Source organism: Comamonas sp. (genome assembly GCF_009360615.1).
In the GTDB taxonomy this organism is placed as follows: domain Bacteria; phylum Pseudomonadota; class Gammaproteobacteria; order Burkholderiales; family Burkholderiaceae_C; genus Comamonas.
In genome coordinates this window covers 41843-63760 of sequence record NZ_SPEY01000040.1, presented here as the reverse complement: position 1 = coordinate 63760, position 21918 = coordinate 41843, and the positions used below count along the sequence as shown (strand labels likewise).

General features: G+C 62.3%; 29 protein-coding genes and 1 tRNA gene. 22 read left to right on the top strand and 8 right to left on the bottom strand.

What is annotated here, in order from left to right; translation table 11 throughout:
• The first annotated feature begins 13 nt into the window (after positions 1-13).
• The 18 genes from rplN (at position 14) to E2583_RS12105 (ending at position 8945) form a co-directional block, all read left to right on the top strand.
• On the top strand, positions 14-382 hold the full coding sequence (gene rplN / locus E2583_RS12190) for a 50S ribosomal protein L14 (RefSeq protein WP_003050500.1): 369 nt from the start codon (positions 14-16) through the stop codon (positions 380-382).
• 12 nt (positions 383-394) lie between these two features.
• Positions 395-712, top strand: a complete 318-nt coding sequence (rplX, locus tag E2583_RS12185) for a 50S ribosomal protein L24 (RefSeq protein WP_003050504.1) — start codon at positions 395-397, stop codon at positions 710-712.
• A 10-nt stretch (positions 713-722) separates the two neighbouring features.
• On the top strand, positions 723-1262 hold the full coding sequence (rplE, locus tag E2583_RS12180) for a 50S ribosomal protein L5 (protein ID WP_003050507.1): 540 nt from the start codon (positions 723-725) through the stop codon (positions 1260-1262).
• 8 nt (positions 1263-1270) lie between these two features.
• The gene (gene rpsN / locus E2583_RS12175; RefSeq protein ID WP_003050509.1) at positions 1271-1576 is read left to right on the top strand and encodes a 30S ribosomal protein S14; all 306 of its coding nucleotides are present in this window, start codon (positions 1271-1273) and stop codon (positions 1574-1576) included.
• Positions 1577-1596: 20 nt separating this feature from the next.
• Positions 1597-1992 (top strand): 30S ribosomal protein S8, encoded by a 396-nt coding sequence (rpsH, locus tag E2583_RS12170; RefSeq protein WP_003050510.1) that lies wholly within the window; start codon positions 1597-1599, stop codon positions 1990-1992.
• 24 nt (positions 1993-2016) lie between these two features.
• Positions 2017-2550, top strand: a complete 534-nt coding sequence (rplF, locus tag E2583_RS12165) for a 50S ribosomal protein L6 (protein ID WP_003050512.1) — start codon at positions 2017-2019, stop codon at positions 2548-2550.
• 11 nt (positions 2551-2561) lie between these two features.
• Positions 2562-2927, top strand: a complete 366-nt coding sequence (gene rplR / locus E2583_RS12160; RefSeq protein WP_003050513.1) for a 50S ribosomal protein L18 — start codon at positions 2562-2564, stop codon at positions 2925-2927.
• A gap of 15 nt (positions 2928-2942) precedes the next feature.
• Entirely contained in the window at positions 2943-3464 is a 522-nt protein-coding gene (gene rpsE / locus E2583_RS12155) for a 30S ribosomal protein S5 (RefSeq protein WP_003050515.1), read from the top strand.
• A 14-nt stretch (positions 3465-3478) separates the two neighbouring features.
• Positions 3479-3661, top strand: coding sequence for a 50S ribosomal protein L30 (gene rpmD, locus E2583_RS12150; RefSeq protein ID WP_003050517.1), 183 nt, complete (start codon positions 3479-3481; stop codon positions 3659-3661).
• 11 nt (positions 3662-3672) lie between these two features.
• Positions 3673-4104, top strand: coding sequence for a 50S ribosomal protein L15 (rplO, locus tag E2583_RS12145; protein WP_003050519.1), 432 nt, complete (start codon positions 3673-3675; stop codon positions 4102-4104).
• A 24-nt stretch (positions 4105-4128) separates the two neighbouring features.
• Positions 4129-5442, top strand: coding sequence for a preprotein translocase subunit SecY (gene secY / locus E2583_RS12140; protein WP_003050520.1), 1314 nt, complete (start codon positions 4129-4131; stop codon positions 5440-5442).
• Positions 5443-5560: 118 nt separating this feature from the next.
• Positions 5561-5674 carry a 50S ribosomal protein L36 gene (gene rpmJ / locus E2583_RS12135; protein WP_003050535.1) on the top strand — a complete coding sequence of 38 codons (114 nt, stop codon included), beginning with the start codon at positions 5561-5563 and terminating at the stop codon, positions 5672-5674.
• Positions 5675-5696: 22 nt separating this feature from the next.
• Positions 5697-6062 (top strand): 30S ribosomal protein S13, encoded by a 366-nt coding sequence (rpsM, locus tag E2583_RS12130; RefSeq protein WP_003050537.1) that lies wholly within the window; start codon positions 5697-5699, stop codon positions 6060-6062.
• 17 nt (positions 6063-6079) lie between these two features.
• Positions 6080-6484, top strand: coding sequence for a 30S ribosomal protein S11 (gene rpsK / locus E2583_RS12125; protein ID WP_003050538.1), 405 nt, complete (start codon positions 6080-6082; stop codon positions 6482-6484).
• Positions 6485-6572: 88 nt separating this feature from the next.
• On the top strand, positions 6573-7196 hold the full coding sequence (rpsD, locus tag E2583_RS12120) for a 30S ribosomal protein S4 (protein ID WP_291596096.1): 624 nt from the start codon (positions 6573-6575) through the stop codon (positions 7194-7196).
• A gap of 112 nt (positions 7197-7308) precedes the next feature.
• Positions 7309-8307 carry a DNA-directed RNA polymerase subunit alpha gene (gene rpoA / locus E2583_RS12115; protein WP_003050542.1) on the top strand — a complete coding sequence of 333 codons (999 nt, stop codon included), beginning with the start codon at positions 7309-7311 and terminating at the stop codon, positions 8305-8307.
• A 137-nt stretch (positions 8308-8444) separates the two neighbouring features.
• On the top strand, positions 8445-8828 hold the full coding sequence (gene rplQ, locus E2583_RS12110) for a 50S ribosomal protein L17 (RefSeq protein WP_003050544.1): 384 nt from the start codon (positions 8445-8447) through the stop codon (positions 8826-8828).
• Between the two features lie 40 nt (positions 8829-8868).
• Positions 8869-8945: transfer RNA gene (locus E2583_RS12105), tRNA-Met, on the top strand.
• Positions 8946-9028: 83 nt separating this feature from the next.
• On the opposite strand, the gene E2583_RS12100 is transcribed toward E2583_RS12105, so the two are convergent.
• Entirely contained in the window at positions 9029-9346 is a 318-nt protein-coding gene (locus E2583_RS12100; RefSeq protein WP_291596095.1) for a hypothetical protein, read from the bottom strand.
• A gap of 266 nt (positions 9347-9612) precedes the next feature.
• On the opposite strand from E2583_RS12100, the gene E2583_RS12095 reads away from it, so the two are divergent.
• Entirely contained in the window at positions 9613-11118 is a 1506-nt protein-coding gene (locus tag E2583_RS12095) for a DASS family sodium-coupled anion symporter (protein ID WP_291596094.1), read from the top strand.
• 9 nt (positions 11119-11127) lie between these two features.
• Here E2583_RS12095 and E2583_RS12090 read toward each other — a convergent pair whose 3' ends face one another.
• The 7 genes from E2583_RS12090 to E2583_RS12060 are packed head-to-tail and all read right to left on the bottom strand — an operon-like array spanning position 11128 to position 18807.
• Positions 11128-11721 carry an alkylhydroperoxidase domain protein gene (locus E2583_RS12090; protein WP_291596093.1) on the bottom strand — a complete coding sequence of 198 codons (594 nt, stop codon included), beginning with the start codon at positions 11719-11721 and terminating at the stop codon, positions 11128-11130.
• Positions 11718-12413, bottom strand: coding sequence for a CMD domain protein (locus E2583_RS12085; RefSeq protein WP_291596092.1), 696 nt, complete (start codon positions 12411-12413; stop codon positions 11718-11720). The genes E2583_RS12090 and E2583_RS12085 overlap by 4 nt, the downstream gene beginning before the upstream one ends.
• Complete coding sequence (locus E2583_RS12080) at positions 12410-13528, bottom strand: putative FMN-dependent luciferase-like monooxygenase (RefSeq protein ID WP_291596091.1); 1119 nt, start codon at positions 13526-13528, stop codon at positions 12410-12412. Before E2583_RS12080 ends, E2583_RS12085 begins: the two co-directional genes overlap by 4 nt.
• Complete coding sequence (locus E2583_RS12075; protein ID WP_291596090.1) at positions 13509-15194, bottom strand: ABC transporter ATP-binding protein; 1686 nt, start codon at positions 15192-15194, stop codon at positions 13509-13511. The genes E2583_RS12080 and E2583_RS12075 overlap by 20 nt, the downstream gene beginning before the upstream one ends.
• Positions 15191-16123 carry an ABC transporter permease gene (locus E2583_RS12070; protein WP_291596089.1) on the bottom strand — a complete coding sequence of 311 codons (933 nt, stop codon included), beginning with the start codon at positions 16121-16123 and terminating at the stop codon, positions 15191-15193. Before E2583_RS12070 ends, E2583_RS12075 begins: the two co-directional genes overlap by 4 nt.
• Positions 16120-17067, bottom strand: a complete 948-nt coding sequence (locus E2583_RS12065) for an ABC transporter permease (protein ID WP_291596088.1) — start codon at positions 17065-17067, stop codon at positions 16120-16122. The genes E2583_RS12070 and E2583_RS12065 overlap by 4 nt, the downstream gene beginning before the upstream one ends.
• 27 nt (positions 17068-17094) lie before the next feature.
• Positions 17095-18807 (bottom strand): TIGR04028 family ABC transporter substrate-binding protein, encoded by a 1713-nt coding sequence (locus tag E2583_RS12060; protein WP_309468491.1) that lies wholly within the window; start codon positions 18805-18807, stop codon positions 17095-17097.
• Positions 18808-19028: 221 nt separating this feature from the next.
• On the opposite strand from E2583_RS12060, the gene E2583_RS12055 reads away from it, so the two are divergent.
• The 3 genes from E2583_RS12055 (at position 19029) to E2583_RS12045 (ending at position 21827) form a co-directional block, all read left to right on the top strand.
• Positions 19029-19613: an OsmC family protein gene (locus E2583_RS12055; RefSeq protein ID WP_291596086.1), complete on the top strand. Its 585-nt coding sequence runs from the start codon at positions 19029-19031 to the stop codon at positions 19611-19613.
• 24 nt (positions 19614-19637) lie between these two features.
• On the top strand, positions 19638-20459 hold the full coding sequence (locus E2583_RS12050) for a VOC family protein (RefSeq protein WP_291596085.1): 822 nt from the start codon (positions 19638-19640) through the stop codon (positions 20457-20459).
• 117 nt (positions 20460-20576) lie between these two features.
• A complete protein-coding gene (locus E2583_RS12045; protein WP_291596084.1) occupies positions 20577-21827 on the top strand; it encodes an Hsp70 family protein in 1251 nt (416 codons plus the stop codon).
• The last annotated feature ends 91 nt before the right edge of the window (positions 21828-21918 follow it).

Genomic DNA, 21918 nt, shown 5'->3' with positions numbered 1-21918 from the left:
TGGGAATATTGAAATGATCCAAACAGAATCTCGGTTAGAGGTTGCCGACAACACCGGCGCGAAGTCTGTTCAGTGCATTAAGGTGCTGGGCGGTTCTCATCGTCGCTACGCAAGTGTTGGCGACATCATCAAGGTGAGCGTCAAGGAAGCAGCTCCTCGTGGTCGCGTCAAAAAAGGCGAGATCTACAGTGCTGTGGTTGTGCGCACCGCCAAGGGCATCCGTCGTGCAGACGGTTCGCTCGTGAAGTTCGACGGCAATGCCGCCGTGCTGCTGAACGCCAAGCTGGAGCCTATCGGCACCCGCATCTTTGGCCCCGTGACTCGTGAACTGCGTACCGAAAAGTTCATGAAGATCGTGTCGCTGGCCCCTGAAGTTCTCTAAAGGAATAGCACCATGAACAAGATTCGCAAGGGCGACGAAGTTATCGTGCTGACCGGCCGTGACAAGGGCAAGCGTGGCGTGGTTTCTCTGCGCAAGGATGACTCCCACGTGATCGTGGACGGTATCAACCTGGTCAAGAAGCACACCAAGCCTAACCCCATGAAGGGCACCACCGGCGGTATCGTGGAAAAGGCTATGCCTATCCACCAATCCAACGTGGCTATCTTCAATGCAGCGACCGGCAAGGCCGATCGCGTGGGCATCAAGGTGAACGCCGACGGCACACGTGTTCGCGTGTTTAAGTCCAATGGCGCTGAAATCGCCGCCTAAGGAGCAACACATGGCACGACTGCAAAAACTCTATCGCGAAAAGATCGCGGCTGAACTGAAAGAAAAGTTCGGCTACACCTCCGCTATGGAAGTGCCCCGTCTGACCAAGATCACTCTGAACATGGGTGTGAGCGAAGCCGTGGCCGACAAGAAGGTGATGGACAACGCCGTGGCTGACCTGACCAAGATTGCTGGTCAGAAGCCTGTGGTGACCAAGGCCAAGAAGGCTATCGCTGGTTTCAAGATCCGCGAAGGCCAAGCTATCGGCTGCATGGTGACCCTGCGTGGCGTTCAGATGTACGAATTCCTGGACCGTTTCGTGACCGTGGCTCTGCCCCGCGTGCGTGACTTCCGTGGTATCTCGGGTCGCTCGTTCGATGGTCGCGGCAACTACAACGTTGGCGTCAAAGAACAAATCATCTTCCCCGAAATCGAGTACGACAAGGTGGACGCTCTGCGTGGTCTGAACATCAGCATCACGACAACAGCGAAGAACGACGAAGAGTGCAAGGCACTGCTCGCCGCTTTCAAATTCCCCTTCAAGAACTGAGGTGGCGCATGGCTAAAGTAGCAATGATTCAGCGCGAACTGAAGCGCGAAAAGCTGGCAGCCAAGTATGCTGCCAAGTATGCAGAACTGAAGGCAATCGCCGGCGACGTGAAGCGTTCCGACGAAGAGCGCGACGCCGCTCGCCTGGGTCTGCAGAAGCTGCCCCGTAACTCGAACCCCACTCGCCAGCGTAACCGTTGCGAGATCACTGGCCGTCCTCGCGGTACCTTCCGCCAATTCGGTCTGGGTCGCGCCAAGGTGCGTGAATTGGCCTTTGCTGGCGACATCCCCGGTGTCACCAAGGCCAGCTGGTAAGCAAGCAGGAGAGATTAAACATGAGCATGAGTGATCCCATCGCTGACTTGCTGACCCGCATCCGCAATGCACAACTGGTCTCCAAGGCCACTGTGTCGGCTCCTTCCTCCAAGGTCAAGGTTGCCATCGCACAAGTGCTGAAGGAAGAAGGCTATATCGACGGCTTCGAAGTGAAGTCCGAAGGTGGCAAGTCCGAACTCGAAATTACCCTGAAGTACTACGCCGGTCGCCCTGTGATCGAACGTATCGAACGTGTGAGCCGTCCCGGCCTGCGCGTCTACAAGGGTCGTCACGCAATCCCTCAGGTCCAGAACGGCCTGGGTGTGGCCATCGTCACTACTCCCAAGGGCGTGATGACCGATCGCAAAGCACGTGCTGCCGGTATCGGCGGTGAAGTGCTGTGCTATGTGGCCTAACGGACATTAAGGAGAAATACTGAAATGTCTCGCGTAGCAAAAGCTATTGTGACCATCCCCGCTGGTGTGGATGTGTCCATCAACGCTGAATCCATCAAGGTCAAGGGCAAGGGCGGCGATCTGTCCCTGGCTCTGAACCGTCTGGTGGCCATCGGCAACAACGACGGCAAGCTGTCCTTTGCTCCCGCCAACGATTCCCGTGAAGCTGACGCTCTGGCCGGTACTTTCCGCCAGCTGGTCAACAACATGGTCAAGGGCGTGACTGAAGGCTTCGAGAAGAAGCTGACGCTGATTGGCGTGGGCTACAAGGCCGCTGCACAAGGTTCCAAGCTGAACCTGGCTGTGGGCTTCTCGCACCCCGTCAACTTCGAGATGCCTGCCGGCATCACTGTGGCTACCCCCACTCCGACTGAAATCGTGATCAAGGGTGCTGACCGTCAAGTGGTCGGTCAATTGGCTGCTGAGATCCGTGCCGTTCGTCCTCCCGAGCCTTACAAGGGCAAGGGCATTCGCTATGCGAATGAGAAGGTCGTGATCAAAGAGACCAAGAAGAAGTAAGGAGCTGCATGATGTTGAACAAGAAAGAGCAGCGTCTGCGCCGTGCCCGTCAGACTCGCATCCGCATTGCCCAGCAAGGCGTTGCACGTCTGAGCGTGAACCGCACCAACCTCCATATCTACGCCTCCGTGGTTTCGGAAGACGGCACTACCGTGCTGGCTTCGGCCTCCACTGCAGAAGTCGAAGTGCGTTCGCAACTCGGCGCCGCTGGCAAGGGTGGCAACGTGGCCGCCGCCACGCTGATCGGCAAGCGCATTGCTGAGAAGGCTAAGGCTGCTGGCGTTGAGAAAGTGGCTTTCGACCGCGCCGGTTTTGCATACCACGGCCGCGTGAAGGCTTTGGCAGAAGCCGCTCGCGAAGCGGGCCTGCAGTTCTAAGCGGAGCGGATACAAATGGCTAAATTTTCCCCCAAAGTGCAAGACGAAGGTCGTGACGACGGTCTGCGCGAAAAAATGATCGCGGTCAACCGCGTCACCAAGGTTGTGAAGGGCGGTCGTATTCTCGGCTTCGCTGCACTGACCGTGGTTGGCGACGGTGACGGTCGCGTTGGCATGGGTAAGGGCAAGTCCAAGGAAGTGCCTGCTGCCGTGCAAAAAGCGATGGAAGAATGCCGTCGCAACCTGATGAAGGTTGCACTGAAGAGCGGCACCATTCACCACTCGGTGAAGGGCCATCACGGCGCTGCCAAGGTCGAACTGCACCCAGCTCCCAAGGGTACCGGCATCATCGCTGGCGGCCCCATGCGCGCTGTTTTTGAAGTGGTGGGTATCACCGACATCGTGGCCAAGAGCCACGGTTCGTCGAACCCCTACAACATGGTTCGCGCAACTTTCGACGCTTTGAAGAACTCCACGACCCCTGCGAACGTGGCAGCAAAGCGCGGCAAGTCGGTCGAAGACATCTTCACCGCCTGATCGGAGTCCAGCACATGACAACACAACAAACTGTCAAGATTCAGCTGGTTCGTAGCCCCATCGGCACCAAAGAGTCGCACCGTGCGACTGTGCGTGGCCTGGGTCTGCGCAAGCTGAACAGCGTCAGCGAACTGCAGGACACTCCTGAAGTGCGCGGCATGATTAACAAGATCGCCTACTTGGTGAAGGTTCTCTGAAAGGATTGATGATGGAACTCAATAGCATCAAGCCTGCAGACGGCGCCAAGCACGCCAAGCGTCGCGTGGGTCGCGGTATCGGTTCTGGTCTGGGTAAGACCGCCGGTCGCGGTCACAAGGGTCAGAAGTCGCGTTCGGGTGGCTACCACAAGGTGGGCTTCGAAGGCGGTCAAATGCCTCTGCAGCGTCGCCTGCCCAAGCGTGGCTTCAAGTCGCATCTGCTGAAGTTCAATGCAGAAGTGACCCTGTCCGAGCTGGATAAGCTCGGCCTGGCCGAAGTCGATCTGGCTGCTCTGAAGCAAGCCGGTCTGGTTGGTTCTATCGCTAAGGTCGTGAAGATCATCAAGAGCGGTGAACTGACTAAGGCTGTCAAGCTCAACGGTATCGGCGCTACCGCCGGTGCCAAGGCTGCCATCGAAGCTGCCGGTGGCAGCATCGCCTGATTAAAGTTCTGAAAGAAGACATCCGTGGCTACTAGCGCAGCTCAAATTGCAAAGACTGGAAAATTCGGCGACCTGCGTCGTCGTCTGGTTTTTCTGTTGCTTGCGCTGGTCGTATACCGCATCGGGGCGCATATCCCCGTTCCGGGCATCGATCCAGCGCAGCTGCAGCAGCTGTTCTCTGGCCAGCAGGGCGGCATTCTCAATCTGTTCAACATGTTCTCGGGTGGAGCGCTCTCGCGCTTCACAGTGTTCGCACTGGGGATCATGCCGTACATCTCGGCATCGATCATCATGCAGCTCATGACCTACGTGGTCCCGACATTCGAGCAGATGAAAAAGGAAGGTGAAGCGGGTCGTCGCAAGATTACCCAGTACACCCGCTACGGCACTCTGGGCCTGGCGCTGTTTCAGTCCTTGGGAATTGCTGTTGCTCTGGAAAGCTCCGCAGGCTTGGTTCTGAACCCTGGTTTTGGCTTCCGCATGACTGCGGTCGTCAGTCTCACGGCCGGCACCTTGTTCCTGATGTGGCTCGGTGAACAGATCACTGAACGTGGTCTGGGCAACGGTATCTCGATACTGATTTTTGGCGGTATCGCCGCAGGCCTGCCGAGCTCTATCGGCGGTCTGCTGGAACTGGTGCGCACCGGTGCCATGAGCATTCTGGCGGCAATCTTCATTGTTCTCGTTGTGGCAGCCGTGACGTATTTCGTCGTGTATGTCGAACGAGGTCAACGCAAGATCTTGGTGAATTACGCACGCCGGCAAGTCGGCAACAAGGTGTACGGTGGACAGTCTTCGCACTTGCCACTGAAGCTGAACATGGCAGGTGTGATTCCTCCCATCTTCGCTTCGTCGATCATCTTGCTGCCTGCTACGGTGGTGAATTGGTTCAGTGCAGGAGAATCCATGCGCTGGCTGAAGGATATTGCGAGCACGCTGACCCCTGGTCAGCCAATCTATGTCATCCTTTATGCTGCCGCGATCATTTTCTTCTGCTTCTTCTATACGGCCCTGGTGTTCAACAGCCGGGAAACTGCCGACAACCTGAAGAAGAGTGGCGCTTTCATCCCCGGGATTCGTCCTGGCGAACAGACAGCACGCTACATTGACAAGATTCTGGTTCGCCTGACCCTGGCTGGCGCGATCTACATTACCTTCGTGTGCTTGTTGCCCGAATTCCTGATCCTGAAGTACAACGTTCCGTTCTACTTCGGCGGTACATCGTTGCTGATCATCGTGGTCGTGACAATGGACTTCATGGCGCAAGTGCAGAACTACGTGATGTCGCAGCAATACGAGTCGCTCCTGAAAAAAGCGAACTTTAAGGCTGGTATTTGATGACAAGGCTGCCCAAGGGGGCAGCCTGCCAAAAGTTAGTAGACGCCCATCGATCTATCGCGGGCATTGTTTCCCGGTCGATAGGCCGATAGTGGATGGAAAGTTTTAGGAGAAAAGAATGAGAGTTTCGGCTTCGGTCAAGAAAATCTGCCGTAACTGCAAGATCATCCGCCGCAAAGGTGTTGTGCGCGTGATCTGCACTGACCAGCGCCACAAGCAGCGCCAAGGTTGATTGAAAGCATTAGAGGACTAATATGGCACGTATTGCTGGCATTAACATCCCGCCGCACAAGCATGCTGAAATCGGCCTGACTGCCATCTTTGGCATCGGTCGCACTACAGCTCGCAAAATCTGCGAAGCATGCGGTATCGAGTATTCCAAGAAGGTCAAGGACCTGACGGACGCTGATCTGGAAAAGATCCGTGACTTCCTGAATCCCATGACTCTGGAAGGTGATCTGCGTCGCGAAACCACCATGAACATCAAGCGTTTGATGGACATCGGTTGCTACCGCGGTTTCCGTCATCGTCGCGGCCTGCCCATGCGCGGTCAACGTACCCGCACGAACGCCCGTACTCGCAAGGGTCCGCGCAAGGGTGCAGCGGCTCTGAAGAAATAAGAGATTGAAAGATCATTATGGCTAAGTCTCCCGCAAACAACGCAGCTGCTCGCGTTCGCAAGAAGGTCCGTAAGAATATTTCTGACGGTATCGCGCACGTGCACGCTTCGTTCAACAACACGATCATCACCATCACCGACCGTCAAGGCAACGCTCTGTCGTGGGCTTCGTCGGGTGGCCAGGGCTTCAAGGGTTCGCGCAAGTCGACTCCCTTTGCTGCTCAGGTCGCTTCGGAAGTGGCTGGTCGTGCTGCTATCGAACAGGGCATCAAGAACCTGGAAGTTGAAATCAAGGGTCCCGGTCCTGGTCGTGAATCCTCGGTTCGCGCCCTGGGTGCTCTGGGTATCCGCATCACCTCCATCTCGGACGTGACACCGGTTCCCCACAACGGCTGCCGCCCTCAAAAGCGTCGTCGTATCTAATTTTTATCAAGCCCACCGCCGCCCAGGTGCATTAGCATCGCGGGCGGCTCCCGTGTTTGCGCACGGTAGATGACACAAAGGAAATCAAGTGGCACGTTATATCGGCCCCAAGGCCAAACTCTCCCGCCGCGAAGGCACCGATCTGTTCCTGAAGAGCGCACGTCGCTCCATCGCTGACAAGGCCAAGTTCGACACCAAGCCCGGTCAGCATGGCCGCACTTCCGGTCAGCGTACTTCCGACTACGGTCTGCAACTGCGTGAAAAGCAGAAGGTCAAGCGCATGTATGGCGTGCTGGAGAAGCAATTCCGCCGCTACTTCGAAGCTGCTGACCGCAAGCGTGGCAACACTGGTGCCAACCTGCTGTCTCTGCTGGAATCGCGTCTGGACAACGTCGTGTACCGCATGGGCTTCGGCTCCACACGTGCTGAAGCACGTCAGCTGGTTTCCCACAAGGCCATCACTGTGAACGGCCAGGCCGTGAACATTCCTTCCTACTCCGTGAAGGAAGGCGATGTGGTTGCCGTGCGTGAAAAGTCCAAGAAGCAGGCTCGTATCGTCGAAGCCCTGCAACTGGCTTCTCAAGTGGGCTTCCCCGCGTGGGTCGAAGTGTCTGCCGACAAGGCAGAAGGTACTTTCAAGAAGTCTCCTGACCGCGACGAATTCGCTTCGGACATCAACGAATCCCTGATCGTTGAGTTGTACTCGCGTTAATCTTTAGCAGCGACATTTCTGTAAACCGTCCCCACGGCGCGAGGCATCGCGCCGTGGGTGCTTCACCAGCCTTACCGGTGTAACGAGCCGAGGGTATTGAGAGGAAGTCTGCATGCAAACGAATTTGCTGAAGCCCAAGACAATCAATGTCGAACAACTTGGCCACAATCGTGCCAAGGTTGTTCTGGAGCCGTTTGAGCGTGGCTACGGTCATACGCTGGGCAATGCCCTGCGCCGTGTTCTGCTCTCCTCCATGGTGGGTTACGCAGCGACGGAAGTGACGATTGCTGGAGTGCTGCATGAGTACTCCTCCATCGACGGTGTCCAGGAAGATGTGACGAACATCCTGCTGAACCTCAAGGGTGTGGTGTTCAAGCTGCACAATCGTGACGAAGTCACCCTGAGCCTGCGCAAGGATGGCGAAGGTGTTGTCACTGCCCGTGACATTCAGACCCCCCACGACGTAGAAATCGTCAACCCTGATCATGTGATTGCCCATCTGTCGCAAGGCGGCAAGCTGGACATGCAGATCAAGGTGGAAAAGGGCCGCGGCTATGTGCCCGGCAACGTGCGCCGCTATGGTGACGAATCGACCAAGTCGATCGGCCGTATCGTGCTCGACGCTTCGTTCTCGCCCGTCAAGCGCGTGAGCTATGCTGTCGAATCCGCACGTGTGGAACAGCGTACCGATCTGGACAAGCTGGTCCTGGAAATCGAAACCAACGGTGCGATCACCGCTGAAGACGCAGTGCGCGCATCCGCCAAGATCCTGGTGGAACAACTGGCAGTGTTTGCCCAGCTCGACGGTGGCGATATTGCCAGCGTCTTCGACGCTCCTGCCGGTGGCCGTGGTGCTGCCACGTCGTTCGATCCCATCCTGCTGCGTCCCGTGGATGAGCTCGAGCTCACCGTGCGTTCTGCCAACTGCCTCAAGGCAGAGAACATCTACTACATCGGTGACCTCATCCAGCGTACCGAAAACGAGCTGCTCAAGACTCCCAACCTGGGTCGCAAGTCGCTCAACGAGATCAAGGAAGTTCTGGCTTCTCGCGGTCTGACGCTGGGCATGAAGCTCGAAAACTGGCCGCCAGCTGGCCTGGAAAAGCGTTAATCGCTACAATGGAGGACTTGGCTGAAACCGAGTGGGTTTTGGCTGAGTCCAAGTGCCTCGGGCAGTACCTGATACGGCTGCCCGAATTAATTTAATAAAGATCTCCGGATAAAAACGGGGAGCAAAGGAAAAGCACCATGCGTCATGGCAACGGCCTCCGCAAACTGAACCGCACTTCTGCACACCGCAAGGCAATGCTGCAGAACATGATGAACTCGCTGATCGAGCACGAAGCCATCAAGACTACGGTCCCCAAGGCCAAGGAACTGCGTCGCGTCATCGAGCCCATGATCACTCTGGCCAAGGTTGACACCGTGGCTAACCGCCGTCTGGCTTTTGACCGTCTGCGCGACCGCGACAGCGTGACCAAGCTGTTCAACGTGCTGGGTCCCCGCAACGCTCAGCGTCCTGGCGGCTACACACGTATCCTGAAGATGGGCTTCCGCGTGGGCGACAACGCTCCCATGGCCTATGTGGAACTGGTTGAGCGCGCTGAAGAAGCCGCTGCAGCAGCTGAATAAGCCCGAGCAGGCTGCAAAGCCTGCTATAATTTGGAAATACCGCGCGATGGAGCAGTCTGGTAGCTCGTTGGGCTCATAACCCAAAGGTCGGAGGTTCAAATCCTTCTCGCGCAACCAAATTGAAAAGGTCACGACATTGTCGTGACCTTTTTTTTGTCCATTTTCTCCATGGACCAGAAGGCAGCACCCGCCTTGACTCGTCATACCCCTGGCTGCTCGCCGGAGCGATGACGCAGATGCTCGCGTACCCGGTTGGCGATCACCTGTGCGATTTCCGGGCTCAGCACCTCGCTGATATGCAGAAGCTCGGTGTAGTGCAGATAGAGCAGGCCGCGCAAGGTCCGGAATGCCGTCCCATGCTCGGCTCCGCAGATGCCGGCATCATTGGCCAGCACCCGTTCGACGGCACCGGGGTCGAACAGATGGATCTTGCAGATCGCCGCCTGATGCAGGATCTCCAGGTCTATCTCTCCCAGGCGGTTTTCCCATTCATCGGGCATGAATCGGTTCGCTGGCATGTCGGGTGGTTCTCCTGCTCAATCCATGGACATCTGTCAGGCCAGGATGCTGGCATAACCGGGCTGTGGCCGTCGGCTGTGCGGCTACAAGTCTTGACGCCTGTCAAACATCGATAAGGTGAAGGTCGGCGCAGCGTCGAGGCCATGCGGCACGGCATCATGATGCCAGTCTGCGAGCTGAGCACCAATGCCTGCCCGGATCTGTTGGATTTCTCCCAGCTGAGGTATGGTGTCCCGATGCGCCGCAGGTAAAGAGAAGGACTTGTATGTTCGAGAAAATCGTCTCGATGTTCCGCTACTTCAAATCGGCCGTACCGTTTCGCGTCGTGCCTGCATTGATTGCCTCGCTGGTGCTGATCGGTCTGCTGCTGACGCCGGTGCCCGCAGGGCTGGATCCCAAGGCATGGCAACTGGTGGCCATCTTTCTGACGACCATTGTGGCGATCATCCTCAAGGTCATGCCCATAGGTGTGATGGCGCTGATGGCGATTGTCATCGTGTCGTTGTCCCAGGTCACTTCCAGCTCTTCCAAGGGCGCGATCACGGATGCGCTGAGCAGCTTTGCGAATCCCCTGATCTGGCTGATCGTCGTCGCCGTTCTGATCTCGCGCGGTCTCAAGAAGACGGGGCTCGGCAACCGCATCGGTCTGCTGTTCATCGCGCTGCTGGGCAAGCGAACCCTGGGCATCGGTTACGGGCTTGCGATCTGCGAGCTGGTGCTGGCCCCGTTCACGCCCAGCAACACCGCACGCGGCGGCGGTATCGTGCATCCGATCATGAAGTCCATTGCCAATGCCTTCGATTCGGATCCGGCCAAGGGGACCCAGGGCAAGGTCGGGACCTATTTGGCGCTGGTCAACTACCATTCCAATCCGATCACGTCGGCCATGTTCCTGACCGCGACGGCGCCCAATCCTCTGGTCGTGGATCTGGTGGCCAAGGCCACGGGCCAGTCCCTGCATCTGAGCTGGACAAGCTGGGCGCTGTACATGCTGATGCCAGGCCTGCTGTGTCTGCTGCTGATGCCGCTGGCGGTCTACCTGCTGTCGCCACCGGAGCTCAAGGCCACGCCCAATGCCGTGCAGTACGCCCGTGACGAGATGGCCCGCATGGGGCCGCTGTCGGGCAAGGAGCGAGTCATGCTGGGAACCTTCGGCATGATGCTGCTGCTGTGGGCCAATGTGCCGCAGATGCTGTTTGGTCCTGCCTTTACGCTGGATCCGACCGTCGTGGCTTTTCTGGGGCTGTTCACCTTGATCATCACGGGAACCATCGACTGGGATGACGTACTGTCCGAGAAAAGCGCCTGGGACACCCTGATCTGGTTCGGGGCCCTGGTGATGCTGGCCGAGCAGCTCAACAGGCTGGGGGTGGTCGCCTGGTTTGCCGAGGGGCTGAGGAATGCCATCGTCGCCAGCGGTCTTGACTGGTTGCCCGTGGCGGCCATCCTGGTGGGCGTTTTCGTCTTCTCGCACTATCTGTTTGCCAGTACCACCGCCCATATCAGCGCCATGATGCTGGCTTTTCTGACCGTGGGAGCGCAGCTGATCCCAGCCGACTACGTTGTTCCCTTCATGCTGATGATGACTGCCGGCTCGGCCATCATGATGACGCTGACGCATTACGCGACGGGTACTTCGCCCATCATCTTCGGCAGTGGCTACGTGACCCTGGGCGTCTGGTGGCGCGTGGGGGCTGCGATGTGCGTTCTGGAGCTGCTGATCTTCGCGGCGGTCGGCAGTGCCTGGTGGAAGTTGCTGGGGCTCTGGTGAGCTGTGATGTCAGCCGGCAGCGCGCAGGGGCTCGCCCAGGGACAGCATCAGCCGGTTGGCCCAGTTGAAGAATGCCGTGCCGAGCAGCCCGTCGGAGATGGCTGCGTCGTCCAGGCCAGCGGCACGCAGTGCGTCGATGTGACGGGTTTCCAGCGCAGGCGGCGTCTGTGTCAACGCCACGGCGGCGGCGACGATCGCATTCCAGCGAGGGCCCAGATCGGCACCGGGGCCTTCATCGAGAAGGCGCTGCACATCGGCATCGCGGCGCGAGAAATGCGTGGCAAAGCGCGCATGTACCGACGCGCAGTAAATGCAGCCGTTGGCGCGTGAGGTTGCAGCCGCTGCCAGCTCGCGTTCGGCGCGTGGCAGGCCGGCGTCGGGGTTGTAGAAGATGTCCTTGTCGGTGCGCGTGCGCGCACCCAGGGTGTCGGGGTCGCGCGCCAGCAGCCGGAAATAGGGCGACCTGGCACGTGCGGCATCCACCAGTCCGGCATTGTGGCGCTCGGTCAGCTCGCTCTCGTGCAGTGGAGCGATCCATGGCTGCCAGTCGAGCTGGTCCTGGGTAAAGACCTGGGGAGAGGCATTGGATGTGGTCGTGGTCATGGCTGGGTTTGCAGGGGGATGGTGGAAGATGCAGTGCTGACGGTGGGTCGTGCGCCCAGCACGCGCAGCCCCGCCACGAGGCGGATCTGGAAGGACAGAAAAGAGGCGAGCTGGGACAGGATGACGATATCGGTCTCGCTCCAGCCGGCCAGCTGCAGCGCCAGCAGGGCCTGTGCACTCGCATCGCGCGGGTGATAGGTCAACAGATGGGCATGGGCCAGTGCGGCGATCAGGCGCGGACCTAGCAAAGCCGCATGAGCCGGGTCCGTGGCGTAGCTGGGGCCGTTCTGGTTCTCACGGCTCAGGGGGCCGGGCGGATAGATCCCGTAGGGGCCGTGCGGGCCGCTGCCGGGCCGCAGGCTGGCAGCGCGCCCGCGCACCACTTCCGCGTTCACGGCTTCTGCCAGACCGGCATCCTGTGCCGCCAGGGCGCTTGAGTAGAAGGCCGTGCTGCGCGGCTCCCCATGCAGGCCAGCCGTGAAGGCCGCCAGTGCCAGGCGCTCGCGCAGCGAGACAGTTCCGGCGATGGGCTCGGTCGGGGTGAACAGCGCGGCAAAGCTCTGCTGGGCCTGGATGCGCGCTTCGCTGCGATGGCGACGCACCTGATCCAGCGCGCTGCCGGCGGCGATTTCGGCAAGGTGGTCGATCACGTCTTCAGGGAAGCGGGTCTGTGCGGTGGTGCTCATGGTCATGCGGGTTGAAGCAGTTCGGGCCGGGCCACGGGGTGGGATGCGCTGGTGCAGGCATCGCTGCGGCGCCAGCCCAGGGCGGGAGCCACGACGCCCGCCGTCAACTCGATGGAGCGCAGAACGGCCGTGTGCGGTGGGTCGATGGAGTGGACCTGGAATACGATGTCGGTGGCACGCGCCAGCGCTGTGTCGGCACTGAGCGAGGCAATCACCTCCTCGGGCGTTCCCACGTGCACGTCATAGGCCGCAATGAGCTGCTCCAGCGGCGCCTGTGGGTCGATGCGTGTTGCCCATTGCGCGGACGAGGACGAGGCCAGGGCCGCATGACGCAGGGCCGAGCGGCGCAGGCCGGCCTCGGCCCAGTGCAGTGCCTGCGTGCGCTGGTCGGCGACGAGCAGCGTGCGTGAGGCCAGAATGCGCGGTGCCTGCCCGGTGGGCAGGGCCGCGAGGTAGGCGTCGATGATGGGATTCTGTATCTCCGACAGGGTGGCCAGGGGCCTGCCTTCGGGCCGGGGCTGGGTGCGCGACAGCATGAGTCCGTCGCCGTTGGCACCCGCGCGCGCGCCGCCATCGGGCGAGAACGTGGCTTGCCAGACGCGCTTCAGCAATTGGGGGGCTGCGGGGTACAGGCGCACGCCGCCTGCCAGTTCGCGTCCGGCCCACGCATCCTGCAGCCGGGCGAAGTTGTGTGCGAAGACGGCACCACGCTCGCTGCCTGCGACGCCGAAGGCCTCGAAGGACTCTGCCGTGCCGCCCGTGCCCAGGCCTACTTCGAGCCTGCCGCCCGACAGCAGGTCCAGCACGGCCGCATCCTCGGCCACGCGCAGCGCGTTTTCCAGCGGCAACGTGACCACGCCGGTTCCCAGTCGGATGCGCCGCGTGCGGGCCGCCACATGCGAGAGAAACACAAAGGGCGATGGCAGGCCACCCTCGCTTTCGTGGAAATGGTGCTGGGCGACCCAGGCCGTGTCGAAACCCTGGGCTTCGGCATGGGCGATCTGCTCGGTCACGAGGCGGTAGCGTTCACCGGCGGGTGCGTCATCGAGCAAGCGGCTGAAGAAGCCCAGGCGCGGGGCCGCTCGCGCGGGGTGAAGACTGTCAGGCGGGGTGGGGGACAAAATCAATGCTCCTTTTGCCGGGAATGGCATCCATGAGTTCACGCGTGTAGTCGCTGGCGGGGCGCAGGAACACGTCCTCGACGCTGCCAGCGTCCACCACCTTGCCTGCGCGCAGCACCGACACCGTGTCGGCGATCTGGCGCACCACGGCAAGATCGTGCGAGATGAAGAGATAGGTCAGGCCCAGGTCCTGCTGCAACTGGGCCAGCAGGGTCAGGATCTGGGCCTGCACGGTGACGTCCAGCGCCGAAACCGCTTCGTCCAGCACCACCACCTCGGGTTTGAGCACCAGGGCGCGCGCAATGGCCACGCGCTGGCGCTGGCCGCCCGACAAGGCATGCGGGCGCCGTTCCAGCACGGCGGCCGGCAGGCCCACGCGTTCCAGCATGTCAAGCACGCGCCGGCGGCGCTCCAGGGGCGGCAATGGGGCGAAGTTGCGCAATGGCTCCTCGATGATGTCGAAAACGCGCTGGCGCGGGTCCAGCGAGCTGAACGGGTTCTGGTAGACCAGCTGGACCTTGCGCCGCAACTGGCGCAGGGCCTCGCCGCGCAGGCCCGTGAGCTCGGTGCCGGCGATGCGGATGCGACCGGAGGTCGGGCGTCCCAGGCCCACGATGTCGCGGATGGTCGTGGTCTTGCCCGAGCCCGACTCGCCGACGATGGCATGCGTGGAACCCCGGCGTACACGCAGCGACACGCCGTCCACGGCACGGAAGGCGCCGCGCCCATGGCCGGGTGTCCGGAAATCGTGGATCAGGTCCTCGACCTCGATGGCCCAGTCTTGGACAGCCTCCGCCGTCGATGACGCAGTGCGACGAGGGGCGGGTGTGAGCGAGGGTGCGTCGGACAGCAGGCGGCGCGTATAGGCGCTTTGCGGATTGCGCAGAAGCTCCAGTGTCGGGCCCTGTTCCTGGATGCGACCGCCCTGCATGACGATGAGGCGATGCGCGCGGTCGGCGGCCACGCCCAGGTCGTGGGTGACGAGCAGCACCGCGGTGCCGGTCTCGCGGCGCAGCTCGTCGATCAGATCCAGGATGCGCCGCTGTACCGTCACATCGAGCGCGCTGGTGGGCTCGTCGGCGATGATCAGCGCAGGCCGCAGCGCGATGGCGATGGCGATCAGCACACGCTGGCGCATGCCGCCCGACAGCTCGTGCGGATACTGGCGCGCGCGCAACGCAGGCTGGGACAGGCCCACGCGTGCCAGCAGATCGATCACACGTGCCTCGACGGCGGCACGATCCCGCAGGCCGTGGATGCGCAGGATTTCGCCCACCTGGTCGCCCACGGTGCGCACGGGATTGAGCGAGGTGGTTGGATCCTGAGGCACCAGGCTGACGACGCGGCCGCGAATACTGTTCCAGCGCGCGGGGCTCCAATCCGAGACTTCGGTGCCCTGCAGCCAGATGCTGCCTTGCTCGCGGCGTCCATTGTCGGCGAGCAGGCCGATCACGGCCTGGGCCGTGGTGGTCTTGCCAGAGCCCGATTCGCCGACCAGGGCCACGACCTCGCCTGGTGCGATCGAAAACGACAGGCCGTGGACCACGCGCTGTTCCTGGCCGCCGTGATCGCGGTAGGCGATCACCAGATCCTTGACCTCGAGCAGCGGGGCGACAGCGGAGGCAGGAACCGGCGCGGCGGGGCGCTCTTGCAGCACGGTGTTCATGCCGGCCTCCGGGCGAATGACGCGCCGATGCGGTTCGCCGCCAGCACCACGGCCACCACGACCAGGCCTGGTGCCGTGGTCAGCCACCAGGCAGTGGCGATGTAGTTGCGCCCTTCGGCGATCAGCAGACCCCACTCGGGCGTGGGAGGCGGTGCGCCATAGCCCAGAAAGCCCAGCGTGGAAATCGACAGAATGGCCGAACCGAACTGCAGCGCGGCCAATGCCGCCACGGAAGTCAGCGAGTTGGGCAAGACATGGCGCCACAGCACCTGCGCAAAGCGTCCACCGCTGCCGAAGGCCGCCTCCACATAGTCGGATCGACGCACGCGCACCACTTCGGAGCGCACCAGGCGCGCGAAGCTGGCCACGGATGCCACCCCGACGGCGATGGCAGCATTGATGGTGCCAAAGCCCAGCAGGATGATGATGGTCAGCGACAGCAGCAGCGATGGAACGGCCAGCAGCACGTCGACCAGACGCATCAACGCGTCCTCTGTGCGGCCCCCCGTGGCTCCGGCCAGCAGGCCGATCAGCGTGCCCGCCACCAGGCCGACGGCCACGGCCAGGAAAGCGCCGGACAGCGAGTGCACGGAGCCATGCACCACGCGGGCCCAGAGATCACGCCCCAGCGCATCCGTGCCCAGCCAGTGCGCGAGGCCGGGCATCAGCAACTGCTGGCCGGACAGGCCGGCGACGGGATTCTGATGGGCAAACCAGGCTGGCGCCAGTGCCCACAGGGTGACCGTGGCGATCACCAGCCAGGCCAGGGCCAGCGTGGGCGGCAGGCGCCTGACCCTTTGCAGGTCGATCAACACGGGGCGAAGGCTTTTCGCGGCCGGTGCCGGGGGGATCGGCTGCTTGGGCGCTGGGGGCGACGCGACCCCGGAGGCCAGAGGCTTGGGAATGACGGTCGAGACGGCGGTATTCATGCCCGGTTCTCCACAGAATGACGCAAACGAGGATCGAGCAGTGGGTAGAGCAGGTCCACGGCGAGGTTGATGAGCACGAAGGCGGCGGCCGAAACGACGACCACGGCCTGAAGCACGGCCGTATCCTGGTTGCCCACGGCCTGCTGGGTCAGCGTGCCCAGACCGTTGAGGCCGAACACGGCCTCGGTGACCACGGCACCGGCGAGCAGCTCTCCGAACAGCACGCCGGCAATGGTCAGGGTGGGCAGCAAGGCATTGCGCGCCACATGGTGCAGCAATACCCAGGCGCGCGAGGCCCCCTTGGCGCGTGCCACGGCCACGAAAGGCTGGGCCAGCACGGTGTCGATGTTGCGCAGCAGGATCTGGGCCAGTGGCGCGGAGATCGGCACGGCCAGCGTCAGCGTGGGCAGGATCAGACCTTCCCAGGGGCCGGGATTGATGACGGAGATCCAGCCGAGACGGAAGGACAGGATCTGGATCAGCATGATGCCCAGCCAGAACACCGGCACGGAAACGAAGACCGAGGGAAGCGCATGCAAGGCATTGCGCAGCCAGGCCAGCGGCGCGAGGCTTGCCGTTGCCGCGAGCGCGATGGCCAGCAGCGCCGCTGTGGAAAAGCCCAGGGCCGCGAGACGCAGCGTGGGCGGCAGACTGGTGGCCAGCCCCTGGCTCACGGGCACCCCGGCCTGCAAGGAGTAGCCGAAATGGCCTGTGAGGAATTGCCCCAGGGTGTGCAGGTACTGTTGCCAGACGGGCTGGTCGGCTCCGTAGGCGGCGCGGATGTCGGCGATCTCCTGCGGGCCCAGGCCCAGTTCCGGGTTCAGGAACTTGATCAGCACGGCGTCCCCCGGCAGCAGCTGCAGCAGGATGAAGGAGGCCGTGAAAGCCGCCCACAGCACCAGGGCGGCCTGTGCGATGCGGCCAAGCAGATAGCGGCGTGGCATGGGTGCGCTTCCTTGATCGGTGCGCACTCAGCGCTTGGCCAGCCAGGTGCCGTAGAAGCTGGGGCGGCCCACGGCCTCGAAGCCCACGTCACGCACCCAGGCTGCACCCGCGAAAGCCTGGGGCTCCTCGAAGATCGGGATCACATAGGCCTGATCGATCAGGTAGTTCTGCACCTCGCCGGTCAGCGCCAGGCGCCGCGCCGCATCGGTCTCTGCAGCGATGGCCTCGAACAGGCGGTTGAGCTTGTGGTCCTCGAAGGACTTGACCTTCTGGCTCACACCGCCTTTTTGCAGAAGCACATTGCGATTGCCAGGGTAGTAGTTGCTCTTGATCACATCGGGATCGGCGCGGCCCACCATACCCGGCAGCACACCGGTCTTGTCGGGGTCCAGTGTGTCCACCGTGCGGCTGCCTGAATCTCCGGCCAGCACATTGAGCTTGATGCCCAGCCTGGCCCATTGCTGGGCCACCAGTTGCAAGGTCTCCTTGTTCTGTGGCTGGGGCAGGGATTCGTAGGTGGAGAGGACGAATTCCTGGCCGTTCTTCTGGCGTACACCGTTAGCCCCAAGGGTCCAGCCGGCTTCTTCCAGCAATTGCTTTGCCCTGGCCTCGTCAAAGACCAGCTTGGCCGACAGGTCCACAAAGCCGGCCGCCGTAGAGGCGATCACCGAGCGTGCCTGCGGGTAGCGCGAAGAGAACAGGGTTTCCACAATCTCCTTGGTATTGGTCCCGTGCAGCAGGGCCTGACGCACCTTGAGGTCGGCCACGAGGGCGTTGTCGGGCCGGATGGCAATGCTGTTGTTCACGCCGCGGGTCGACGGTGCGTAGATGGTGAACTTCTGCTGCTCCACGCGTTTTTCGTCATAGGCCTGGACCTGGCGGATGAAGCCGGCCTGGCCGGCCAGCAGTGCGCCTATGCGTACGCTGTCCTCGGGCGTCACGACGAATCGGACTTCATCCAGGCGCGCGCGGCCCTGGTGGGCCAGCTTGGCCGGACCCCAGCGGTAGTCCTTGCGCGCCTTGAGCACCAGCTCCTTGCCCAGGGTCTCGCTGGCCACCACGAAGGGTCCAGACCCTATGATGCGCGTGGCATCGCCCAGCTCCTCGAAGGGCCGATCCAGCGTGGCCGGCGAGACCAGGCCCGAGCCGATCACCGATGTGCCCTGGAGAAAGCCCGGCGAGGGCTTTTTGAAGAAGAACTTCACGGTCAGCGGATCGACGACTTCGCTGCGCTCGTAGTTGTTGATGACCTCGGAAACCGGCTGCTTGAGCGCCTTGTTGCCCAGGCCGTAGGTGTCGAAGTTGCGCGCCACGGCGGCTGCGTCCAGTGGTGATCCGTCGGAGAAACTCACACCCGGGCGCAGCTTGAAGAGGTACTCGGTGGCATCGGCGTTCACGGTCCAGGATTCGGCGATCCAGGGCTGGATCTCCAGCGTCTCGGGGTCCTGGTAGGTCAGCTTGTCCGTGATCTGGTTGAGCACGCCGCCATTGGGGTAGAAGCCGCCGGCAGGCGGATAGAGATTGGTGTGTGCCTGCTGTTCGAGGTAGACCAGGGTGCCGCCCTGAACCGGCTCTGCCGAGGCATCGGCCTGGGCCGAGCCGGATTGCCTGGAGCAGCCGGCCAGCAGCATGCTGCCCGTCAGTACCGCCACTGCGGCCCATAGGGCGCGGCGTCGGGCCGACCTGTTTGCCGGCTGTTTTGTCGATGGATCCGTCTGCGAAGGGAAAAACACGTTCATACCTCATCGCCGCATGGCGTTGAAAACTCAGGTTCCGGGGGCTTCGCCGCAGCGGCCGACCGGATTCATGGTTGTCATGCTATCGACGGCAAATATTCATGCTCATATATTGGGTAGCATCGTTATTCGAAAAACAACTAAGAGGCGTGGGCCTGCATATTTGCGGAGCGCATAAGCGCAGACGAAATCCTTTGTTGGCCTGGCGTGCAACTCTCACAACAATGGACTGGCATTCCTCTACCGAAAGCCCGCTCATGAGCCATCTCAACGAATATCTTTCCGAAAAACGCGCGGCCGTGCTGGCACGCAGCGCTGCCATTGCGGCGGGCACGGCGCAGGCCGCCAGACTCAAGGCCAGCGTGCGTGCCGAGGGGCGCAGCGGCGTGCGCCGTCTGCGTATCCGCGAACACCAGGTCATCAGCGACAGCCCGCCCGACTTCGCGGGCTACAACCTGGGCCCGAGCTCGCCCGAGCTGCAGCTGGGCGTGCTGGGCACCTGCGTGACCCACATCTTTCTGATCCAGGCGGCCGAGCGCCAGGTGCCGCTGGAGAGCCTGGAGGTCGAGGTCACGGGCGTCATCGACCCGCGTGGCGGCAAGCCCGGCCACGAGGCGACGCCGATCTGGCCGCACGATATCGGTTACACCGTGCATATCGATTCGCCGGCCAGCCGCGCCGAGATCGATGCGCTGTTCGAGGCCGTGGAGCGAACCTGCCCCATCCTCAACCTGCTGCGCAACCCCCAGTCCATCCGCGCCGAAGTGCGCCATACCGATTCCAGCGCGCCCGAGCGCCTGGCGGCCTGAGACCCTGTTCGGAAAGCCTTAGCCATGCGCTTGCCACTCGACCATATCGTCATCGCGGTCCAGGACCTGGAACGCACGATTGCCGACTACCAGACCCTGGGTTTCAATGTGCTGCGTGGCGGCGAGCACCCGGGCCGCTCCACGCACAACGCGCTGGTGGTGTTTGCCGACGGCGTCTATTTCGAACTCATTGCCTGGCGGGCACCCGCGCCCGAGGAGCGCTGGTGGCAGCAGCTGCAGCAGCACGGCGAGGGGCTGGTCGACTTCGCGCTGCTGCCCACCGAGACCGGCACCGCAGTGGCGGAGGCCCAGGCGCGCGGCCTGAGCTATGAAGCGCCATACGAGGGAGGGCGTCTTCGGCCCGATGGAGCGCAGCTGCGCTGGCGCAATGCACGTGCCCGCAGCCAGGACCTCCCGTTTCTGTGCGGCGACCTGACACCGCGCGTCTTGCGCGTGCCCGAAGGCCAGGCCCGCGTCCATCCCAATGGGGTGACCGGCGTGGCCCGTCTGGAAGTGGCAGTGCGGGATCTGCAGGCCAGCCTGGCGCGCTGGCGGGCATTGCTGGGTGAAGGCGTGGATGTCGGTCCGCTGCAGGCTTCGGCCGATGGCCGCAGCGAGCGGGTATCGCTCAGGTTGGGCTCCACCGAGCTGGTGCTTGCCGCTCCGCTCCAGGCGGCAGGGGAGCTGGCCCAAAGACTGGACACGCGCGGGGAAGGCCCTTATGCCGTCGTGCTGTCGGTGCCGCGACAGGAGTCGGCGCGAAAACTGGACGAAGCTGCCACGCACCGGGTGCGCCTTGAACTGGCACGGCCGTCGGGGATAGAGGCGGAAACCGCCGCCGCCTAGGCCCAATGACAGGGCGCTAGAATAGCGCCCCCGCTGACACCCATGCCCACTTCGGTGGGCGTTTTCGTTGCGGCCGCGTCAGCCTTTGCGGGGGGACGCGGCGCAGCGCCGCCTTTCATGACCACAGCTCTCACGCCTGCCACTCTGGACATCGATTTCGGAACCTCCAACTCTGCTGCTGCCTATCGCCTGCCTGGCAAGGTCGCGCGTCTGCTGGCACTGGAAGGCACCGCCACCGGCATGCCCACGGCTCTGTTCTTCAATGCCGAGGAGCACAGCACGCATTTCGGCCGCGATGCCATGCAGCAGTATCTGGCGGGTGAAGAGGGGCGTCTGATGCGTTCCCTCAAGAGCCTGCTGGGCAGCAGTCTGTTGCTGGAAAAGACTGCGGTGCATGATCAGCTGGTCAGCTACCAGGACATCATCGCGATCTTCCTCAAGCGGGTGGCCGATCAGGCCCGCCGGGCGCTGGACGGCCGTCTGCCCGAGCGTGTCGTGCTGGGGCGTCCCGTGCATTTTGTCGACGAGCACCCGCAGCGGGACCGCCAGGCGCAGGATGCGCTGGCCGCAGCGGCGCGCGCCGCCGGCCTGGGTGAAGTCAGCTTTCAGCTGGAGCCGATTGCGGCGGCGCTCGACTACGAGCAGCGCCTGAGCGAGGAGCAACTGGTGCTGGTGGTCGATATCGGTGGTGGCACCTCGGACTTCACGGTCGTGCGTCTGGGTCCGCAGCAGGCGGGGCATGCCGACCGTAGCCGGGATATTCTGGCCACCACCGGCATACATATCGGAGGGACGGATTTCGACCATCGCCTCAATGTGGCGCAGGTCATGCCGCTGCTGGGCTACAAGCACATCGGCCCCAGTGGGCGCGAGGTGCCCAGCAGCGTGTTCTTCGATCTCTCCACCTGGCATCTGATCCAGTGGCTCTACACCGCCAAGGCCCTGGCTGCGGCGCGCGGCCTCAGGAGTGATTACAGCGATCCGCAACTGCACCAGCGCCTGATGAAGGTGCTGGATTGGCGCGAAGGCCATCGTCTGGCCGATGCGGTGGAACAGGCCAAGATTGCCGCTTCTCAAGGTCATGCGGCTTCGGCCATCGCTCTGGACTGGCTGGAGAAGGATCTGCCCGCGTTCATTTCTCCAGAGGTTCTGCAGGAGCAGTTGCAGGCCTTGCTGCTGCAGGTGGTCGAATGTGCGCAGGATTGTGTGCGGCAGGCCGGCGTGGCGGTGCCGGATGCCATCTATCTGACCGGCGGCTCGTCGGCCCTGCGGACCCTGCGCGATGCGCTGGGAACCGCCTTTCCGGATGTGCCGCAGGTCGAAGGCGACCTGTTTGGTGGCGTGGCGACCGGTCTGGCCTATGCCTGAGCTTGAAGCCCTCGAAGCCGCCACGCGGCTTTCCCCAAGGCGAGGGCGGCCCGTGGCGGGGTGGTCTGGTTTGTACCGTTGCGGCTGGCGT

Bases quoted from the DNA above. Each gene is read 5' to 3' on its own strand.
- E2583_RS12045 (WP_291596084.1), top strand. From the start codon at position 20,577: ATGACCACAGCTCTCACGCCTGCCACTCTGGACATCGATTTCGGAACC.
- rpsK (WP_003050538.1), top strand. From the start codon at position 6,080: ATGGCTAAGTCTCCCGCAAACAACGCAGCTGCTCGCGTTCGCAAGAAG.
- rpmD (WP_003050517.1), top strand. From the start codon at position 3,479: ATGACAACACAACAAACTGTCAAGATTCAGCTGGTTCGTAGCCCCATC.
- E2583_RS12075 (WP_291596090.1), bottom strand. From the start codon at position 15,194: ATGAACACCGTGCTGCAAGAGCGCCCCGCCGCGCCGGTTCCTGCCTCC.
- rpsE (WP_003050515.1), top strand. From the start codon at position 2,943: ATGGCTAAATTTTCCCCCAAAGTGCAAGACGAAGGTCGTGACGACGGT.
- E2583_RS12050 (WP_291596085.1), top strand. From the start codon at position 19,638: ATGCGCTTGCCACTCGACCATATCGTCATCGCGGTCCAGGACCTGGAA.
- rpmJ (WP_003050535.1), top strand. From the start codon at position 5,561: ATGAGAGTTTCGGCTTCGGTCAAGAAAATCTGCCGTAACTGCAAGATC.
- E2583_RS12070 (WP_291596089.1), bottom strand. From the start codon at position 16,123: ATGAATACCGCCGTCTCGACCGTCATTCCCAAGCCTCTGGCCTCCGGG.
- rplF (WP_003050512.1), top strand. From the start codon at position 2,017: ATGTCTCGCGTAGCAAAAGCTATTGTGACCATCCCCGCTGGTGTGGAT.
- rplE (WP_003050507.1), top strand. From the start codon at position 723: ATGGCACGACTGCAAAAACTCTATCGCGAAAAGATCGCGGCTGAACTG.
- rplN (WP_003050500.1), top strand. From the start codon at position 14: ATGATCCAAACAGAATCTCGGTTAGAGGTTGCCGACAACACCGGCGCG.
- rplX (WP_003050504.1), top strand. From the start codon at position 395: ATGAACAAGATTCGCAAGGGCGACGAAGTTATCGTGCTGACCGGCCGT.
- E2583_RS12090 (WP_291596093.1), bottom strand. From the start codon at position 11,721: ATGACCACGACCACATCCAATGCCTCTCCCCAGGTCTTTACCCAGGAC.
- E2583_RS12085 (WP_291596092.1), bottom strand. From the start codon at position 12,413: ATGACCATGAGCACCACCGCACAGACCCGCTTCCCTGAAGACGTGATC.
- rplR (WP_003050513.1), top strand. From the start codon at position 2,562: ATGTTGAACAAGAAAGAGCAGCGTCTGCGCCGTGCCCGTCAGACTCGC.
- rpsH (WP_003050510.1), top strand. From the start codon at position 1,597: ATGAGCATGAGTGATCCCATCGCTGACTTGCTGACCCGCATCCGCAAT.
- E2583_RS12060 (WP_309468491.1), bottom strand. From the start codon at position 18,807: ATGAACGTGTTTTTCCCTTCGCAGACGGATCCATCGACAAAACAGCCG.
- E2583_RS12065 (WP_291596088.1), bottom strand. From the start codon at position 17,067: ATGCCACGCCGCTATCTGCTTGGCCGCATCGCACAGGCCGCCCTGGTG.
- E2583_RS12095 (WP_291596094.1), top strand. From the start codon at position 9,613: ATGTTCGAGAAAATCGTCTCGATGTTCCGCTACTTCAAATCGGCCGTA.
- E2583_RS12055 (WP_291596086.1), top strand. From the start codon at position 19,029: ATGGACTGGCATTCCTCTACCGAAAGCCCGCTCATGAGCCATCTCAAC.
- E2583_RS12100 (WP_291596095.1), bottom strand. From the start codon at position 9,346: ATGCCAGCGAACCGATTCATGCCCGATGAATGGGAAAACCGCCTGGGA.
- rplQ (WP_003050544.1), top strand. From the start codon at position 8,445: ATGCGTCATGGCAACGGCCTCCGCAAACTGAACCGCACTTCTGCACAC.
- rpsM (WP_003050537.1), top strand. From the start codon at position 5,697: ATGGCACGTATTGCTGGCATTAACATCCCGCCGCACAAGCATGCTGAA.
- rplO (WP_003050519.1), top strand. From the start codon at position 3,673: ATGGAACTCAATAGCATCAAGCCTGCAGACGGCGCCAAGCACGCCAAG.
- rpsN (WP_003050509.1), top strand. From the start codon at position 1,271: ATGGCTAAAGTAGCAATGATTCAGCGCGAACTGAAGCGCGAAAAGCTG.
- rpoA (WP_003050542.1), top strand. From the start codon at position 7,309: ATGCAAACGAATTTGCTGAAGCCCAAGACAATCAATGTCGAACAACTT.